This is a genomic window from Burkholderia sp. BE12 (genome assembly GCF_002959955.1).
Taxonomy (GTDB): Bacteria; Pseudomonadota; Gammaproteobacteria; order Burkholderiales; family Burkholderiaceae; genus Burkholderia.
Window position 1 is genome coordinate 104326 of the sequence record NZ_PREY01000008.1, and the last position, 18499, is coordinate 122824.

Annotated in this window: 15 protein-coding genes and 1 tRNA gene; 14 read left to right on the top strand and 2 right to left on the bottom strand. The window is 65.1% G+C overall.

What is annotated here, in order from left to right:
* Positions 1-14: 14 nt before the first annotated feature.
* Together C4B30_RS10935 and C4B30_RS10940 are read right to left on the bottom strand one after the other, a co-directional pair.
* The gene (locus tag C4B30_RS10935) at positions 15-590 is read right to left on the bottom strand and encodes a peptidylprolyl isomerase (protein ID WP_027784821.1); all 576 of its coding nucleotides are present in this window, start codon (positions 588-590) and stop codon (positions 15-17) included.
* Positions 591-629: 39 nt separating this feature from the next.
* The gene (locus C4B30_RS10940) at positions 630-1355 is read right to left on the bottom strand and encodes a tetratricopeptide repeat protein (protein WP_027784820.1); all 726 of its coding nucleotides are present in this window, start codon (positions 1353-1355) and stop codon (positions 630-632) included.
* Between the two features lie 234 nt (positions 1356-1589).
* Between C4B30_RS10940 and cysS the strand changes: the two genes are divergently transcribed.
* From cysS to C4B30_RS11010, 14 genes are all read left to right on the top strand, one after another.
* A complete protein-coding gene (gene cysS, locus C4B30_RS10945) occupies positions 1590-2987 on the top strand; it encodes a cysteine--tRNA ligase (RefSeq protein ID WP_027784819.1) in 1398 nt (465 codons plus the stop codon).
* A 43-nt stretch (positions 2988-3030) separates the two neighbouring features.
* Positions 3031-3858 (top strand): DNA-3-methyladenine glycosylase family protein, encoded by an 828-nt coding sequence (locus C4B30_RS10950; protein WP_027784818.1) that lies wholly within the window; start codon positions 3031-3033, stop codon positions 3856-3858.
* 103 nt (positions 3859-3961) lie between these two features.
* Positions 3962-4933: an acetyl-CoA carboxylase carboxyltransferase subunit alpha gene (locus tag C4B30_RS10955; RefSeq protein WP_027784817.1), complete on the top strand. Its 972-nt coding sequence runs from the start codon at positions 3962-3964 to the stop codon at positions 4931-4933.
* Positions 4934-4979: 46 nt separating this feature from the next.
* Positions 4980-6401 carry a tRNA lysidine(34) synthetase TilS gene (gene tilS, locus C4B30_RS10960; protein ID WP_027784816.1) on the top strand — a complete coding sequence of 474 codons (1422 nt, stop codon included), beginning with the start codon at positions 4980-4982 and terminating at the stop codon, positions 6399-6401.
* Between the two features lie 342 nt (positions 6402-6743).
* Positions 6744-7997 carry an aspartate kinase gene (locus C4B30_RS10965; protein WP_027784815.1) on the top strand — a complete coding sequence of 418 codons (1254 nt, stop codon included), beginning with the start codon at positions 6744-6746 and terminating at the stop codon, positions 7995-7997.
* Positions 7998-8108: 111 nt separating this feature from the next.
* Positions 8109-8202, top strand: a tRNA-Ser gene (locus C4B30_RS10970).
* Positions 8203-9045: 843 nt separating this feature from the next.
* Positions 9046-10575, top strand: coding sequence for a complex I subunit 4 family protein (locus C4B30_RS10975; RefSeq protein WP_027784814.1), 1530 nt, complete (start codon positions 9046-9048; stop codon positions 10573-10575).
* A 278-nt stretch (positions 10576-10853) separates the two neighbouring features.
* Positions 10854-11741, top strand: a complete 888-nt coding sequence (gene cyoA, locus C4B30_RS10980) for a ubiquinol oxidase subunit II (RefSeq protein WP_027784813.1) — start codon at positions 10854-10856, stop codon at positions 11739-11741.
* 3 nt (positions 11742-11744) lie between these two features.
* Positions 11745-13751, top strand: a complete 2007-nt coding sequence (gene cyoB, locus C4B30_RS10985) for a cytochrome o ubiquinol oxidase subunit I (RefSeq protein ID WP_027784812.1) — start codon at positions 11745-11747, stop codon at positions 13749-13751.
* A complete protein-coding gene (cyoC, locus tag C4B30_RS10990) occupies positions 13751-14359 on the top strand; it encodes a cytochrome o ubiquinol oxidase subunit III (RefSeq protein WP_027784811.1) in 609 nt (202 codons plus the stop codon). The genes cyoB and cyoC overlap by 1 nt, the downstream gene beginning before the upstream one ends.
* Entirely contained in the window at positions 14360-14692 is a 333-nt protein-coding gene (gene cyoD, locus C4B30_RS10995) for a cytochrome o ubiquinol oxidase subunit IV (RefSeq protein WP_027784810.1), read from the top strand.
* Between the two features lie 336 nt (positions 14693-15028).
* On the top strand, positions 15029-15385 hold the full coding sequence (locus C4B30_RS11000; protein ID WP_027784809.1) for a hypothetical protein: 357 nt from the start codon (positions 15029-15031) through the stop codon (positions 15383-15385).
* 139 nt (positions 15386-15524) lie between these two features.
* Positions 15525-17399, top strand: a complete 1875-nt coding sequence (locus C4B30_RS11005) for an extracellular solute-binding protein (protein WP_027784808.1) — start codon at positions 15525-15527, stop codon at positions 17397-17399.
* A 52-nt stretch (positions 17400-17451) separates the two neighbouring features.
* Positions 17452-18495 carry a microcin C ABC transporter permease YejB gene (locus C4B30_RS11010; protein WP_006481944.1) on the top strand — a complete coding sequence of 348 codons (1044 nt, stop codon included), beginning with the start codon at positions 17452-17454 and terminating at the stop codon, positions 18493-18495.
* Positions 18496-18499 lie beyond the last annotated feature (4 nt).

The window sequence follows — 18499 nt, forward strand, 5'->3', positions numbered from 1 at the left end:
GTGCCGGCAGGTTCTTACTTCGAGACGATGCTGGCCGATTCGATCAGGACCGGCTGGGCCGGCACGTCCTGCATCGGACCGCGCGAGGTCGTCGCCACGCCTTCGATCTTCTTCACGACGTCGAGACCCGACACGACCTTGCCGAACACCGCATAGCCGTTGCCGTCCGGGTTCGGGTAGTCGAGGCCGCTGTTGTCGACCGTGTTGATGAAGAACTGAGCGGTGGCCGAATTCGGGTCGCTGGTGCGCGCCATCGCGATCGTGCCCGTCAGGTTCTTCAGACCATTGCGGCTCTCCAGCGGGATCGGCGCGCGGGTCGGCTTCTCCTCGAAGTTGGTCTTGTAGCCGCCGCCCTGGATCATGAAGCCCTTGATCACGCGATGGAAGATCGTGCCGTTGTACTGGCCGGACTTCACGTAATCGAGGAAGTTGGCAACCGACTTCGGCGCCTTCTCCGGATAGAGCTCGACGCGGATGTCGCCCTGCGAGGTCTTCAGCTGCACGACGGGGTGCGCGGTGGCCGTTTGCGCGAACGCGGGCGCGGTCGCGAGAAGGGCGGCGCCGCCAAGCGCCAGCAACAGACGTTTCATTGCGATCCTCAGGTTGGGAGGGAAAAGGGGCCGCGCCGCTTATTGCGACGGCGGCGCGACGTACGGCGCCGCCAGTGCGCCCGACGGTCCGCTGAACTGGAACGTCGGCGACATCGGCAGCGTGGTGGTGCTCACGTTCGCGGCTGCGCGGTCGGTGTAGTCGCGCGTGGCCGGCGCGACCGCGCGGGCATTCGGCGCGGCCTTCGACGGCGACACGATCTTCTGGAGATCGGCGAGGCGTTGCGCGGTCGCGCCGCTCGTGCGGCCGAGCGATTGCGCGCGCTTGTACGATTCGGCCGCGAGCCGCAGGTAGAGATCGCCGAGGTTCTCGTACGCGAGCGAGTAGCCCGGATTCGATTGCGTCGCGGTGACGAGCGCGGTGCGCGCTTCGTCATAGCGGCCGTGCTTCGCGTAGAGCGCCGCGAGATTGTTGTACGGCTCGGGCAGTTCGGGGTACGCCTGCGTGATCGCGACGAACTGCTGGATCGCGTCGTCGTCGCGGTTCAGGCGGGCCAGCACGGTGCCGCGCTTGAACTGCGCCTGCACGTCGTGCGGATTCGACGCGATGCGCGCGTCGAGCTGCGCGAGCGCCTGCTTCCACTGCTTGCCGGCGATGGACGAGTCGATTTCGGGGGTGCCGTCGGCGGTGGCCGGGGCTTTCTGCGCATGCGCCGCGGGGGCCGCGAAGAGCGTCAGCGCGACGCCCATCACGGTAGTCGCAACGAGGGTCGCAGCGCTTCGCGCGCGGCCGTGATGAGGTTTCATAGGCGTAAATCGGAATGTTATACTCCGACCCATTCTAACAAAACGTCTGCGCGTTCCGGCGAGCGTCAGACAGTCTTTCTTAGCCTCTCGTGGCCGTCACCGCTGTGCTTGCAGCCTGACCGCCCCATGTGATATCGAGGACGCGCGGCCTGGCGCCGCGGCAGACGGTCCGTCCGTTTCACATGCTGGGCGAGCTTCGCCAGGGCGGTTTCCTTCGGCTCACGGTTCATCTCTATGGAATCACTGCGCATCTACAACACGCTCGCGCGTGACAAGCAAGTTTTCGTGCCGCGCCAGTCCGGCGAAGTGCGGATGTACGTATGCGGGATCACCGTCTACGACTATTGTCACGTGGGCCACGCGCGCATGCTGGTCGTGTTCGACCTCGTCCAGCGCTGGCTGCGTGCGATCGGCTATCGGGTCACGTATGTGCGCAACATCACCGACATCGAGGACAAGATCATCCGCCGTGCGGTCGAGAACGGCGAGACGATCAAGTCGCTGACCGACCGCTTCATCGGCGCGATGCACGAGGATGAAGCCGCGCTCGGCATCCAGCGGCCCGACATCGAGCCGCGCGCGACGCAGTTCATCCCGCAGATGCTCGGCATGATCGAGTCGCTCGAGACGAACGGCTACGCGTACCAGGCGCGCGACGGCGACGTCAATTACTCGGTGCGCAAGTTCGCGAACTACGGGAAGCTGTCGGGCAAGTCGCTCGACGATCTGCGCGCGGGCGAGCGCGTCGCCGCGAACGACGCGAAGGAAGATCCGCTCGACTTCGTGCTGTGGAAGCGCGCGAAGCCGGAAGATCCGGAAGGCGCGTCGTGGGCGTCGAAGTACGGGATGGGTCGCCCGGGCTGGCACATCGAGTGCTCGGCGATGGGCTGCACGCTGCTCGGTAATCACTTCGACATCCACGGCGGCGGGCAGGATCTGCAATTCCCGCACCACGAGAACGAGATCGCGCAGAGCGAAGGCGCGACCGGCCAGACGTTCGTCAACTACTGGATGCACAACGGCTTCGTGCAGGTCGACAACGAGAAGATGTCGAAATCGCTCGGCAACTTCTTCACGATCCGCGAAGTGCTCGAGCGTTACGACGCGGAAGTCATGCGCTTCTTCATCGTGCGCACGCACTACCGTTCGCCGCTCAATTACAGCGACGTGCATCTCGACGATGCGCGCGCGTCGCTCACGCGTCTGTACACCGCGCTGAAGGACGTCGACGCCGATACGCTCGCGCTCGACTGGAACGAGCCGCACGCGCAGCGTTTCGCGGCCGCGATGAACGACGATTTCAACACGCCGGTCGCGGTGGCGACGCTGTTCGAACTGGCGGGCGAAGTCAACCGCTCGCGCGATGCGTCGCTCGCGCGGCAACTGAAACAACTGGCGGGCCTGCTCGGCCTGCTGGGCCGCGAACCGCGCGCGTTCCTGCAGCAGGCGTCGGGCGCCGCGCAGGCGGGCGGGCTCGCTGCCGACGAGATCGACGCGAAGATCGCCGCGCGCGTCGCGGCGAAGCAAGCGAAGGACTATGCCGAAGCGGACCGGATCCGGGCGGAATTGCTCGAAGCCGGCATCGCACTTGAAGACAAACCGGGCGGATCGACCGAATGGCGTCGCGTATGAGCGCGGCGCATTCCACTGACCGATCCGTCAGGTAGGAGGCAAGATGGCAACGGCCAGAAAAGCGCCGGTCAGGCGCGCGACCTCGGTCGCCGCGCGTCCGGCAGCCAAGCGCGTACCGGCGACGAAGGCGGACGCGACGCGCGCCGCGCCGAACGGCGCGCTCAACGGTCATGCGCCGCCCGCGGCCGCGTTGCCGGCCGCCGACGCGGCCCGCAAGACACGTGTGTCCGAAGCGGACGGCGAGGAGGTCGTCGTGCGTCCTGCCTATTGGGACAAGGCGTGCGCGGACCTCGTCAAGCGCGACCGGATCCTGAAGAAACTGATTCCGAAGTTCGGCCCCGCGCATCTCGTGAAGCGCGGCGACCCGTTCGTCACGCTCGCGCGCTCGGTCGTCGGTCAGCAGATTTCGGTGCCGTCCGCCCAGTCGCTGTGGGCGCGCATCGAGGACGCCTGTCCGAAACTCGCGCCGCAACCGGTGATCCGCCTCGGCGCGGACAAGCTGATCGCGTGCGGATTGTCGAAGCGCAAGACGGAATACATTCTCGATCTCGCGCAGCATTTCGTGTCGGGGGCGCTGCACGTCGACAAATGGACGTCGATGGACGACGAGGACGTGATCGCGGAACTCACGCAGATCCGCGGCATCAGCCGCTGGACGGCCGAGATGTTCCTGATCTTCAACCTGTCGCGGCCGGACGTGCTGCCGCTCGACGACCCGGGCCTCATCCGCGCGATCAGCGTCAATTACTTCAGCGGGGAACCCGTCACGCGCAGCGAGGCGCGCGAGGTCGCGGCCAACTGGGAGCCGTGGCGCACCGTCGCGACCTGGTACATGTGGCGCAGCCTCGATGCGCCCGACACCGACGCCTGAGTGTCGGCTATCGGGTTTTGAACATCAATAGTTGAGAGCCGGTTTTGAGTGTCGCCCGCGCGGGTAGAATACGCGCTGCCGTAAGACCCAAGGATTCGAACACATGAAGACCACGTTTCTGGATTTCGAACAGCCGATCGCCGAACTCGAGGCCAAGATCGAAGAGCTGCGATTCGTGCAGGACGACTCGGCTGTCGATATTTCGGAAGAAATCGAGCGGCTGTCGAAGAAAAGCCAGCAACTGACGAAAGACCTCTACGCGAACCTGTCGCCGTGGCAGGTTTCGCAGATCGCGCGGCACCCGCAGCGGCCGTACACGCTCGACTACGTTGCGGAACTGTTTACCGATTTTCACGAACTGCATGGCGACCGCGCGTTCGCGGACGACCTGTCGATCGTCGGCGGTCTCGCACGCTTCGGCGGCCATCCTTGCATGGTGATCGGTCACCAGAAGGGCCGCGACACGAAGGAACGCGCCGCGCGCAACTTCGGGATGCCGCGTCCGGAAGGGTATCGCAAGGCCGAACGCCTGATGCGTCTGGCCGAGAAGTTCGGGCTGCCGATCTTCACGTTCGTCGACACGCCGGGCGCGTACCCGGGCATCGGCGCGGAAGAGCGCGGCCAGTCGGAGGCGATCGGCCGCAACCTGTACGTGATGGCCGAGCTGAAGACGCCGATCATCACGACGGTGATCGGCGAGGGCGGTTCGGGCGGCGCGCTCGCGATCGCCGTGGCCGACACCGTGATGATGCTGCAGTTCTCGACTTACTCGGTGATCTCGCCGGAAGGCTGCGCGTCGATCCTGTGGAAGAGCGCCGCGAAGGCGCCGGAAGCCGCGGAAGCGCTGGGCCTGACCGCGCACCGCCTGAAGGCGCTCGGCCTGATCGACAAGATCATCAACGAGCCGCTCGGCGGCGCGCATCGCGATCCGAAGGGCATGGCCGCGCTGCTGCGCCGTGCGCTGGCCGATTCGCTGCGCCAGTTCCAGGGCATGAGCATCGATGCGCTGCGCGAGCGCCGCTTCGAGCGCCTGATGGCCTACGGCAAGTACAAGGAAACCACGCCCGGCGCATGACCGGCTGCGTATTCAATTCGCGCGCCGCCGTGCGCGCATCCCGCTCGTGATCCCGCCCACCGAATTCTCCGCCGACCGCGTCGTACTCGACGCGGTCGGCGTTGCGCTTTCCGGCCTGCCGCCGGATGCGCGCATCGCAATCGCCTACAGCGGCGGCCTCGATTCGACGGTGCTGCTCGATGCGGCCGTGCGCGTCGCGGGTGCATCGCGCTGCGTCGCGCTGCACGTGCATCACGGCCTGAGCGCGAACGCCGACGCATGGGTCGCGCATGCCGAAGCGGAAGCGGCACGGCTCGGTGTCGTATTCGAATCGATGCACGTCGACGTGCCGCGCGACAGCGGGCTCGGAATCGAGGCGACGGCGCGCGAGCGTCGCTACGCGGCGCTCGACGAGATGGGCGAGCGCCACGGTGTGGCGGCGCTGTGGGTCGCGCAGCATGCGGACGACCAGGCCGAGACCGTGCTGCTGCAACTGTTGCGCGGTGCCGGGATCGCGGGGCTTGCCGCGATGGCGCCGCGTTATCGCCCCGACGGCACGAGCACCGAACGTGTGCGTCCATTGCTGCGATTGTTGCGCGCACAACTTGAGCGCTATGCGAAGCAGCGCGCGCTCGCGTGGATCGACGACGAATCCAACGGCGATACGCGCTATGCGCGCAATGCGCTGCGCATCGACGTGCTGCCGGCGCTGGCCGTGCATTTCCCGGGTTTTCGCGATGCGCTCGGTCGCGCGGCCCAGCATGCGGCGGCCGCTCAGCGGCTGCTCGACGATCTGGCGGAGCTGGATTTCGCCGTCGCCGTGCGCGACGACGGTCAGGCGCTGTCGCGCGACGCGCTGGTCGCGTTCGACGACACGCGAGGCGCGAACCTGCTGCGCTTCTGGATGCGTCGGCTCGGTTTGCCGGGCGCCTCGGCTGCCCGGCTTGCCAACATGATGCGGCAACTGCGCGCGGCGCACGACGCGCATGCGCTGCGCCTCGATCACGCGGGGCAGTGTCTGCGGCTCTATCGCGATGTCGTCTATTGGGAAGCGGGCGACAGCAGCGAACCGGCCGACGACGGCACGGGGACGCCGCGACCGGAGGCGGCGCTCGCATGGGACGGACAGGAAGTGTGGCGCCTGCCGGGATGGCGCGGCACGTTCGTGTTCGCGCCGGCCGACGCGGGCAGCGCCGATGCGGTGCCGGAAGGGCTGCTGCGCGGCGCGCGACTGGCGGCGCGCGCCCGGGCCGGCGGCGAACGGATGCGTACGTCGCCGGGCGGGCCGGGCCGGACGCTGAAGAACCTGTTCCAGGAGCGCGGCGTGCCCGCCTGGCAGCGCGACGTGCCGCTGCTGTTCGCGGGCGAGCGGCTGATCTACGTGCCGCGGCTGGGCGTCAATCGCGACATCGACGTGCCTGACGACGCGGCGCCCGGCGCCGCCGCATGGCGCCAGATCGAATGGCGTCCCGACCTGCTGATCGCCTAGCGGCGGCGCGTTGCCCACGGCGCGATGGCGTGCCCTTTTTCACCATTTGGTAAACAGCGCCGGAACGGCCGCCGACAGGGCGCCCGGCTTGTCAAGTGGGCTTCTATCGGGTACGCTCGGTCGTTTGCTCGGCTCGATTTTTGAGCGTTTTGTGCAGGTTTTCCGCGTGACGTACCCGGTTTGCGCGGCCTGATCGGCCTTCCGGGCAAAATCCGTCACGCTTGCGTGTTGCATCCCAGCCGCCCCCCTCGTCGTCCGTCCACAGCCACAAGCCGCGTGACCGAACGGCCATGCGGCCTGCCCAGCGCGCCCGTGCGGTTTCTCCTCCAGTTCAGAACGACAATGGCACTCATCGTACATAAATACGGCGGCACTTCGATGGGCTCGGTCGAGCGCATCAAGAACGTCGCGAAACGCGTCGCAAAATGGCATCAGGCCGGGCACCAGATGGTGGTCGTGCCCTCGGCGATGTCCGGCGAAACCAACCGTCTGCTCGGTCTTGCGAAAGAGATTTCGAGCCAGCCGAGCCCGCGCGAGCTCGACATGATCGCGTCGACCGGCGAGCAGGTCAGCGTCGGCCTGCTGTCGATCGCGCTGCAGGAAATCGGCGTCGAGGCCGTGAGCTATGCAGGCTGGCAGGTACCGATCAAGACCGACAACGCGTACACGAAAGCGCGCATTCACTCGATCGACGACGAGCGCGTGAAGGCCGATCTGAACGCAGGCAAGGTCGTGATCATCACGGGTTTCCAGGGCGTCGATCCGGACGGCCACATCACGACGCTGGGCCGGGGCGGCTCGGACACGTCGGCGGTGGCGGTGGCGGCTGCGCTGGGTGCCGAAGAGTGCCTGATCTATACCGACGTCGACGGTGTCTACACGACCGATCCGCGTGTCGTCGAAGAGGCGCGCCGCCTCGATCGCGTGACGTTCGAGGAGATGCTGGAAATGGCCAGCCTCGGCTCGAAGGTCCTGCAGATCCGCTCGGTCGAATTCGCCGGCAAATACCAGGTGAAGACGCGTGTGCTGTCGAGCCTGACCGATCCGCTGATTGCGCTCGACGAAGAAATGCGCTCGGGCACCCTGATTACTTTTGAAGAAGACGAGACCATGGAAAAGGCAGTCATTTCCGGCATCGCGTTTCAGCGCGACGAAGCACGCATTGCGGTGATGGGCGTGCCCGACAAGCCCGGCATCGCATATCAGATCCTCGGCCCGGTAGCCGATGCGAACGTCGACGTCGACATGATCATCCAGAACCAGAGCGTCGAAGGCAAGACCGACTTCACGTTCACGGTCGGCCGCGGCGACTACCAGAAGGCGATGGACATCCTCACCAACCAGGTGCAGGGCCATGTGAGCGCGGAGCGCGTGCAGGGCGACCCGAAGGTGTCGAAGGTGTCGGTCGTCGGCGTCGGCATGCGTTCGCACGTGGGCGTCGCGAGCAAGATGTTCCGCACGCTGTCGGAAGAGGGCATCAACATCCAGATGATCTCGACGTCCGAGATCAAGATTTCGGTGCTGATCGACGAGAAATACATGGAGCTGGCTGTCCGCGCGCTGCACAAGGTATTCGAACTCGACCAGGCATCGTGAATTTTTTCGTGATGCATTGAAGAAAATGCATCATGGAAATTGACCAACGGCTCCAAACCCTATATGATCTTGTTCTCGTCGCACTGCCTCCCTGGTGCGAGCGAAGGTTTGGGAGACGTGGCCGAGAGGTCGAAGGCACTCCCCTGCTAAGGGAGCATCTGGGCCAAAACCTGGATCGAGGGTTCGAATCCCTCCGTCTCCGCCAAAAGCGGTGACAAAGCCCTGCAAGTTCTCGGACTTGCGGGGCTTTTTCTTTTTCGGCCCGTCGTGCGTCGGGCATCGATGCTCGACGGATCTCGTCCTCGGGCGCGCATCGTCGGTACGCTCAATCGAGCGATGAGTTCGACCTGAGCGGCGTCATGCGCTACATATCGCGGATCGTCGGATGCGACTCAAGGCAATGCGCTCGGCAAACCCGCATTCCGTTCCCGTCATTCTGCCTCATCGACCTATCGGCCGGTTGGTCGACAGCCACGCACGTTACGCACACCTGCTCGTGTATCGGCATGCGACGGTCCACGGCTCCCGTACGGCACGATCACTATCGTGCGATGACGAGACCCGTAGGGAACCGCTTGGGTTATCGGCGTTTGCGGCTAGCCGAGTGAAAGAGGCGGTGCGAAGGCACGCGACATCAACGGAAATAAAAATGAAAGTATCTGTGTAAGGAAACGAGGACCAGACAATCGCTGCACCGCCGCCTGTCAGCTCTCTTGTTCCGACCCTTCGACCTGACCGATTGCCATCAAAATGCGGCGCCGCGTCGATTTGCGCAACGCAGCGCATCGAGCACTACAAAAAATTACTCATAAAAATCAGCGAACTACGCCGACACCGAAAAATAACGTTCTGCTGCGCTGCAGAAAACAATCAATCGCCTTATGCTGGTAAACCCGATCGCGTTTGAGCGGCGTCAAGTTTTCCGATGACGCCGCTTTACATTTTGCCAACATTGGCGATTCACGAAATCTACCTGTCGATTTGATTTCGTTCCTTTCGTTGCGCCTTTCCCCGATGCAAGGCGCGACCTCCTCAAGGCCTTGTTGACATGCACGACTTTCCCTTCCTGAGCCTGGCCATCTGGGTTCCGATCCTGTTCGGCGCGGTGCTGCTGCGCGCCGGTTCCGACCAGCATTCGCGCCGGATACGACTGATCGCGCTGGTCGGCGCGATTGCCGGGCTGGCGGCCGTCGTCCCGCTGATTGCCGGCTTCGATGCGCATTCCGCGATGATGCAGTTCGTCGAAAGACGCGACTGGCTGGCGGCATTCAACGCCGGATGGCGGGTCGGCATCGACGGCGCGTCGCTGTGGCTGGTCGTGCTGACCGCATTCACGACGCTCGTCGTGGTGGTGGCGTCGTGGGAATCGGTCACGGTGCGCGTCGCGCAGTACTACGCGTCGTTCCTGATCCTGTCGGGGCTGATGGTCGGCGTGTTCGCCGCGCAGGACGGGCTGCTGTTCTTCATCTTCTTCGAGGCGACGCTGATTCCGCTGTACCTGCTGATCGGCACGTGGGGGCGCGAGCGCCGCGTCTATGCGGCCGTGAAGTTCTTCTTCATCTCGTTCACCGGCTCGCTGTTGCTGCTGATGGCGATGCTGTACCTGTACGCGCAGTCGCATACGTTCGACATGGCCGTGTGGCGCACGCTGCAGCTCGGCTTCGCGCCGCAGTTGCTGGTGTTCCTCGGCTTCTTCGCCGCATTCGCGGTCAAGGTGCCGATGTGGCCGGTCCACACGTGGCTGAGCGACGTGTACACGGACGGCCCGACCGGCGCCGCGCTGATGCTCGCGATGCTCAAGCTCGGCGGTTACGGGTTCCTGCGCTTTGCGCTACCGATCACGCCCGATGCGAGCCACTTCTTCGCGCCGGCCGTGATCGCGCTGTCGCTGTTCGCGATCGTCTATGCGAGCCTGATCGCGCTCGCGCAGACCGATCTCGGCAAGCTGCTCGCGTATTCGACGGTCGCGCACATGGGGATCGTCACGCTCGGGCTGTTCCTGTTCAACCGGATCGGCGTCGAAGGCGCGATCGTGCAGCTCGTGTCGTACGGCTTCGTGGCGGGCGCGATGCTGTTGTGCGTGAACGTGCTCGTCGATCGCACCCGGCAGCGCGAGATCGCCGCGTACGGCGGCGTGGCGGGCGTGATGCCGCGTTTCGCGACCTTCACGCTGCTGTTCGCGATGGCCAACGTCGGCCTGCCGGGCACGTCGGGGTTCGTCGGCGAGTTCATGGTGATCATGGGCGCGATCCGCTTCAACTTCTGGATCGGCGCGATCGCGGCGCTCACGCTGATCCTCAGCGCGTCGTACACGCTATGGATGCTCAAGCGCGTGGTGTTCGGCAAGGTCTCGAGCCAGCGGGTCGCGAAGCTCGCCGACCTGAATCGTCGCGAGATCGTGATGTTCGCGTCGCTCGCGCTGATCGTGCTGGCGGTCGGCATCGATCCGAAGCCGTTCACCGATGCGATCGATCCGACCGTCGGCAAGCTGATCCAGGAGGCGAGCCGTTCGAAAGTGCCGGCAGGGGACGGCCCCGCGCAGGCCCAGCCGTCGTACATGGCATCGACGCACGACTGATCGCGGCGCACCGAGCCGCACCGCTCGAGCGGGCCGCATCGCGCGGCAAGCATCGTTGCGCACGCATCGATCGAGGTCCGGCACGGGGAGTGTCGGGCGCGCTTCCGGCTGCGTGAAATTGCCCCGCGACAATGTGACTCACGGCAGATTTTGCAATGATGATTTGCCGCATGCACAGGTTTTTCATCGCACTCGCGCGACGTATGATTCGGCCAATTTCGTGAATCGAATGCGCATCGGGCATACGCAAACGGATTCAATGACCCTCGGGCGGTGTGATGAAAAGAAGAGCTTCAAGAGGCTGGGCGGCGCTGATGTCAATCGGCGCGGCTTTAAGCCTGTCAGGATGTAATTTAGATGTACTAAATCCGAAAGGAAGCGTCGGCGCCGCCGAAAAGGCGCTGATCGCAACCTCGACGTGGGCGATGCTGATCGTCGTCGTGCCGGTGATCCTGCTCACGCTGTGGTTCGCGTGGCGTTATCGCGCGTCCAATCGCAACGCCACCTACGCGCCGAACTGGTCGCACTCGACCGCGATCGAGGTCGTGATCTGGACGGTGCCGACGCTGATCATCCTGTTCCTCGGCGTGCTCACGTGGAAGACCACGCACGAGCTCGATCCGTACAAGCCGCTCGAATCGGCGGTGAAGCCGATCGACGTCGAGGTGGTCGCGCTCGACTGGAAGTGGCTGTTCATCTATCCGGAACTCGGCATCGCGTCGGTGAACCAGCTCGCGATTCCGGTCGGTACGCCGGTGAACTTCCGCATCACGTCGGATTCGGTGATGAATTCGTTCTTCATCCCGCAGCTCGGCGGCCAGGTCTACGCGATGGCCGGCATGCAGACGCGCCTGCATCTGATCGCCGACGAGCCCGGCAACTACGCGGGCACGTCCGCCAACTTCAGCGGCCGCGGTTTCTCCGACATGAAGTTCCGCACGCTCGCCGAGCCGCGCGAGCAGTTCGATGCCTGGGTGCAGAAGGTGAAGGCGTCCCCGGACCGACTCGACGCGACCATGTACGGCGGCGTGGCGCAGCCGAGCGAGAAGGCGCCGGTGCGCTACTTCTCGTCGGTCGATCCGCGGCTCTTCCACAACATCATCGCGAAATACAACGATGGCCACGTCCTCGACCTGAAGGACGCCGCCTGCGGCACGAAGGGGTAACGCATGTTCGGCAAACTCACACTTTCGGCGATCCCGTTCGATCAGCCCATCATCATGGGGGCCGGCGCCTTCATGGGGCTGGTCGTGCTGGGCATTCTCGCCGCGCTGACGATCACCGGCCGCTGGAAATGGCTGTGGACGGAATGGCTGACCACGGTCGACCACAAGAGACTCGGCGTGATGTACATCATCGTCGCGCTGATCATGCTGCTGCGCGGCTTCGCCGACGCGATCATGATGCGCATGCAGCTCGCGCTCGCGTACAACGCGCCCGGCTACCTGCCGCCGCACCACTATGACCAGATCTTCACGGCACACGGCGTGATCATGATCTTCTTCATGGCGATGGTGTTCATGGTCGGCCTGATGAACCTGGTCGTGCCGCTGCAGATCGGTGCGCGCGACGTCGCGTTCCCGTTCATCAACTCGCTGTCGTTCTGGATGACGGCGGTCAGCGCGATCCTGATCAACCTGTCGCTCGTGATCGGCGAATTCGCGCAGACGGGCTGGCTCGCGTATCCGCCGCTGTCGGAGCTGCAGTTCAGTCCGGGGGTAGGGGTCGACTACTACCTGTGGGCGCTGCAGATTTCCGGCGTCGGCACGCTGCTGACCGGCGTGAACTTCTTCGTGACGATCATCAAGATGCGCGCGCCCGGCATGACGCTGATGAAGATGCCGGTGTTCACGTGGACGGCCCTCTGCACGAACGTGCTGATCATGGCGTCGTTCCCGATCCTGACCGCGACGCTCGCGCTGCTCGGCCTCGATCGTTACCTCGGCATGCACTTCTTCACGAACGACGCCGGCGGCAACGCGATGCTGTATCTGAACCTGATCTGGGCGTGGGGCCATCCGGAGGTGTACATCCTGATCCTGCCGGCGTTCGGGATCTTCTCGGAAGTCATCGCGACGTTCGCGAAGAAGCCGCTGTTCGGCTACAAGACGATGGTGTACGCGACGTGCGCGATCATGGTGCTGTCGTTCCTCGTGTGGCTGCATCACTTCTTCACGATGGGCTCGGGTGCGAACGTGAATGCGTTCTTCGGGATCATGACGATGATCATCGCGATTCCGACCGGCGTGAAGGTGTTCAACTGGCTGTTCACGATGTACCGCGGCCGGATCGAATTCACGACGCCCGTGCTGTGGACGATCGGCTTCATGGTCACGTTCACGCTCGGCGGCATGACCGGCGTGATGATGGCGATTCCCGGCGCGGACTTCGTGCTGCACAACAGCCTGTTCCTGATCGCGCACTTCCACAACGTGATCATCGGCGGCGTGCTGTTCGGCTATCTCGCGGGCTTCAACTACTGGTTCCCGAAGGCGTTCGGCTTCAAGTTGAACGAGAAGCTCGGCAAGGCCGCGTTCTGGTTCTGGCAGGTCGGCTTCTACGTCGCGTTCGTGCCGCTCTACGTGCTCGGCTTCATGGGCATGACGCGCCGCCTGAACCACTACGACAACCCGGCGTGGCATCCGTGGCTGCTGGTCGCCGCGTTCGGCGCCGTGCTGATCGCGATCGGCATCGCGTGCCAGCTGCTGCAACTGGTGGTCAGCATCCGCAACCGCCATCTGCCCGAGTACCGCGACACGACGGGCGACCCGTGGGGCGGCCGTACGCTGGAGTGGGCGACCTCGTCGCCGCCGGCCGACTACAACTTCGCGGTGATCCCGAAGGTGCGCACGCTGGACGCGTATGCGGACATGAAGGGGCGCGGCGAGGGCCGGCCGAACCCGGCGGCGATTCGCGACATCCACATGCCATCGAATACCTGTGCGGGCCTCGTGATCGCGATCTTCAGCCTGGTGCTCGGCTTCGCGCTGGTATGGCACATCTGGTGGATGGCGATCGGCGGGCTCGTCGGAATCATCGCGACGCTCGTGATCTACAGCTCGCGCGATAACGACGGCTATTACATCCCTGCGTCGACGGTGCGCAAGACCGAAGACAAGCAGCCGACGAAGCGCACGGCCGCGCGCGTCGACGACGTGGAACTGGAGGCCAACTGATGTTGCAGAAAACCTTGAGCGCAACCCTGCTCGAGCACGACGACCATCCGCCGTCGCATTCGGTGTTCGGTTTCTGGCTGTACCTGATGACCGACTGCGTGATCTTCGCGGCGCTGTTCGCGACGTTCGCGGTGCTCGGCCACCAGTACGCGGGCGGGCAGACCGCGAAAGAGCTGTTCGACATTCCTGGCGTCGCGGTCGAAACCGCCGCGCTGCTGCTGTCGAGCATCACGTACGGTTTCGCGATGCTTGCGGCGTACAAGCAGCGGCGCGGTGCGCTGCTCGCGTGGCTCGCGGTGACGTTCGTGCTCGGCGCGGCGTTTCTCGCGATGGAGCTGCGCGAGTTCTCGCACCTGATCGCGGAAGGCGCCGGCCCGCAGCGCAGCGCGTTCCTGTCGGCGTTCTTCACGCTGGTCGGCACGCACGGGCTGCACGTGACGGCCGGCCTCTTGTGGATGATCGTGCTGGCCGCGCAGATCGTGTTGCGCGGCGGCGATCTCACCGATCGCGACCTGCGACGCCTGACGTGCCTGAGCCTGTTCTGGCACTTCCTCGACATCGTGTGGATCTGCGTGTTTTCCTTTGTCTATCTCGCGAGCGTGATCTAAATGGCCCATTCGCATTCGTCTCAACTCGAAGAAGGGCACGGCAGTGTCGGCGGCTACGTCGCCGGTTTCATCCTGTCGGTGCTGCTCACGGCCGCGTCGTTCGGCCTCGTGATGGGCGGCGTGCTGTCGCCGCATGCGTCGCTGATCGGGCTGGCCGTGCTCGCGTTCGTGCAGATCATCGTGCACCTCGTGTACTTCCTGCACATGAACGGCTCGTCGGGCCAGCGCTGGAACGTGATGGCGTTCAGCTATACGGTGTTGACCGCGGCGATCCTGATCGTCGGCACGCTGTGGGTGATGCACAACGTCAGCATGAACATGATGTCGCGTTGAGCGGCAGCGTGGCGCGATGCGCCACCCGGGAAAGCGGCACGCGAGTGCCGCTTTTTTTTCGTCCGTCGGGGGAGGGTTTGCGTCGGTGCCGGCGGCGCCTGCCCGCAGGCGAAGGCAGTATGATTCGGCGCGTGGCGCGCATCGCCGAATCGAGTGCAAACCCGGGAAGGGCGCAAAGGGTCTCGGGCGCCGCCGTCGGGTCGCCGATTGTTACAAGACGTTAGCGCGGGCTTCCCGTTGCGATGCCGCGCATCAGTTCTTACAAACTTGAAATATGCGGAGACGGCGCTTGCCGCTATAGTCGAATCACACATGACACAACCAGAAGAGGAATCCATGAAGACTTTGCGTGTTGCCTCGCTCCTGACCGGTATGACAGCCTTGCTCGTGTCGGGCGCAGCAATGGCGGGAGTCAATGTCGGGATCAACGTCGGCGTGCCGGCACCGGTCTACGTCGCGCCCGCGCCCGTGTATGCGCCGCCGCCTCCGCCGGTCGTCTATCAGCCGGCGCCTGTCTATGCACCGGCGCCCGTGTACGCGCCGGCGCCGGCAATCGTGATCGGCTGGCACGGCGACCGCTACTGGGACGGCCGCCGCTACTGGGGCCGCGACGAATGGTATCGCCGCCATGGGCGCGGCTGGGGCGACGATCGCGGCCACTGGGATCACGGCCGCCACAACGGCTGGCGCTGATCGACCGGTCGCGCATGCGTGCCGCGTGCGCGACAGCTGCTCGTGAGGAAACCGCCCGCGTGGCGGTTTTCTTTTGGCTCGACACGTTGAATGGGTAGAATCGCCCACGTTACTCCCCTCATTCGACCGAAGAGCCTCTATGACGAAGGGTTCGCCCCGGGCCGCCGCCGCGCGCGCCTGCCTCGGCGCGCTGCGGGCCGCCGGCCGTGTGGCCGCGGTGCTGATGCTGCACGCGGCGCTGGCCGCGCCGTGCGCGCACGCGGCCTACGCCATTGCGCAGTACGGCGAGCCGAAGTATCCGCCGGGCTTCAAGCATTTCGACTACGTGAACCCCGACGCGCCGAAGGGCGGCACGCTCGTGCTCGCGAACCCGAACCGGATGACGTCGTTCGACAAATTCAATCCGTTCACATTGCGCGGCAACTCCGCACCCGGCATCGACATGCTGTTCGAGAGCCTCGCGACCGGCAGCTCCGACGAACCGGCGTCCGCCTACGGGCTGCTGGCCGACGACATCGACGTCGCACCGGACCGCCGCTCGGTCACGTTCCACCTGAATCCGCGCGCACGCTTCTCGAACGGCGATCGCGTCACGGCCGACGACGTCAAGTTTTCGTTCGACACGCTGAAGAGCAAGCAGGCCGCACCGCAGTTCGGCGCGTATTTCGCGGAGATCGCGAAGGCCGTGGTCGTCGATCCGGCCACCGTGCGGTTCGAGTTCCGCAGCGCGAATCGCGAGTTGCCGCTGATCGCCGGCGGCGTGCCCGTGTTCTCGCGCAAGTGGGGAGTGCGCGCGGACGGCTCGCGCATCCCGTTCGACCAGCTCGCGTTCGAGCAGCCGATCGGCAGCGGCCCGTACCTGATCGAGCGCTACGACAACGGCCGCACGATCACCTACCGGCACAATCCCGCGTACTGGGGCGCCGATCTGCCGGTACGGATCGGCACCAACAACTTCGAGCGGATCGTCTACAAGCTGTACGGCGACGGCGTCGCGCGGCTCGAGGCGTTCAAGGCCGGCGAATATGACGTGCTCGTCGAGTACATCGCGCGCAACTGGACGCGGCGCGACGTCGGCAAGCGCTTCGACAGCGGCGAGCTCGTCAAGCGCGAATTCCGCCAACATAACGGCGCCGGCATGCAGGGCTTCTTCATGAACCTGCGCCGGCCGCTGTTCCGCGACGTGCGCGTGCGCCAGGCGCTCGATCTCGCGTTCGACTTCGAATGGCTGAACCGCCAGCTGTTCTACAGCGCATACACGCGCCTCGATAGTTATTTCGCCGACACCGACCTGCAGGCGACCGGTACGCCGGGCGAGGGCGAGCTGAAGCTGCTGGAGCCGCTGCGCGCGCAGCTCGATCCGGCCGTGTTCGGCCCGATGGTCACGCAGCCGGACACGAATCCGCCAGGCTCGCTGCGCGCGAACCTGCTGAAGGCGCGCGCGCTGCTCGAGCAGGCCGGCTGGACCTATCGCGACGGCGCGCTGCGCAATGCGAAGGGCGAGCCGTTCGCGTTCGAGATCCTCGACGATGCGGGCGGCGCGATGGAAGGCGTCGTGACCGCCTACCGGCGCAACCTCGCGAAGCTCGGCATCGACGTGCGCTTTCGCACGGCGGATTACGCGCTGCTGCAAAAGCGCCTCGATGCGTTCGACTACGACATGACGACGATCCGCCTGCCGGGCGTGCAGGTGCCGGGCACCGAGCAATACTCGCGTTACGCGAGCAAGTTCGCCGACGAGCCGGGCTCCGACAACTTCATCGGGCTGAAATCGCCGGCCGTCGACGCGTTGCTGCATGCGCTCGGCACCGCGCAGACGCGCGAGGAATTGCTCGACGCGACGCACGCGCTCGACCGTGTGCTGATGCACGGCTACTACGCGGTCCCGCAGTGGTACAGCACGACGCACCGCATCGCGTACAAGCGCACGCTGGCCTATCCGCAGACGCTGCCGCTGTACTATTCGGCCGAGGGCTGGGTCGTGTCGACCTGGTGGGCGCAGCCCGATCACTGACCCGCGCCGGCCCTTCGTCCAACCCAGCCACCCGATCACGAGTCGACGCCCTATGTGGAGCTACATCCTCAAACGCCTGCTGCTGATGATCCCGACGCTCGTCGGCGTGCTGACGCTCACGTTCGCGGTGATCCAGTTCGTGCCGGGCGGCCCGGTCGAGCAGGCCGTGCAGGAATTGCGCAAGGGCGCGACGGAGCAGGGCGCGACGCCGTTCGGGATGCGCGCGCACACCGGCGTCGACGCGCAGCAGCTCGCGCAGCTCAAGGCGCTGTACGGTTTCGACAAGCCGCCGCTCGAACGCTACTGGCTGATGCTGAAACGCTTCGCGCGCTTCGATCTCGGCGACAGCTATTTTCGCCACCAGAGCGTGTGGTCGCTGGTCGTGCAGAAGCTGCCCGTGTCGATCAGCATCGGGCTGTGGACGTTCTTCCTCACGTATCTGATCTCGGTGCCGCTCGGCATCGCGAAGGCGGTGCGCAACGGTTCGCCGTTCGACGTCGCGACGAGCCTCGTCGTGCTCGTCGGCTATGCGATTCCGGGCTTCGTGCTCGGCGTGCTGCTGCTCGTGCTGTTCGGCGGCGGCTCGTTCTGGCAGCTCTTTCCGCTGCGCGGCCTCACGTCGGACAACTTCGCGCAACTATCGCTCGTCGGCAAGGTGCTCGACTACCTGTGGCACATCGCGCTGCCGATCACCGCGTCGGTCGTCGGCAGCTTCGCGGTCGTCACGATGCTCACGAAGAACGCGTTCCTCGACCAGATCCGCCGGCAATACGTGCTGACCGCGCGCGCGAAGGGGCTCTCCGAGCGCAGCGTGCTGTGGAAGCACGTGTTCCGCAATGCGATGCTGCCGCTGATCGTCGGCTTCCCCGCCGCGTTCATCGGCGCGTTCTTCACGGGCAGCCTGCTGATCGAGACGCTGTTTTCGCTCGACGGCCTCGGGCTGCTGTCGTACGAATCGGTCGTGCGGCGCGACTACCCGGTCGTGCTCGGCACGCTGTACCTGTTCACGCTGATCGGGCTCGCGACCAAGCTGATCTCCGATCTTTGCTATGTGTGGGTCGATCCGCGCATTCAATTCGACAACCTGGAGCGCTGACATG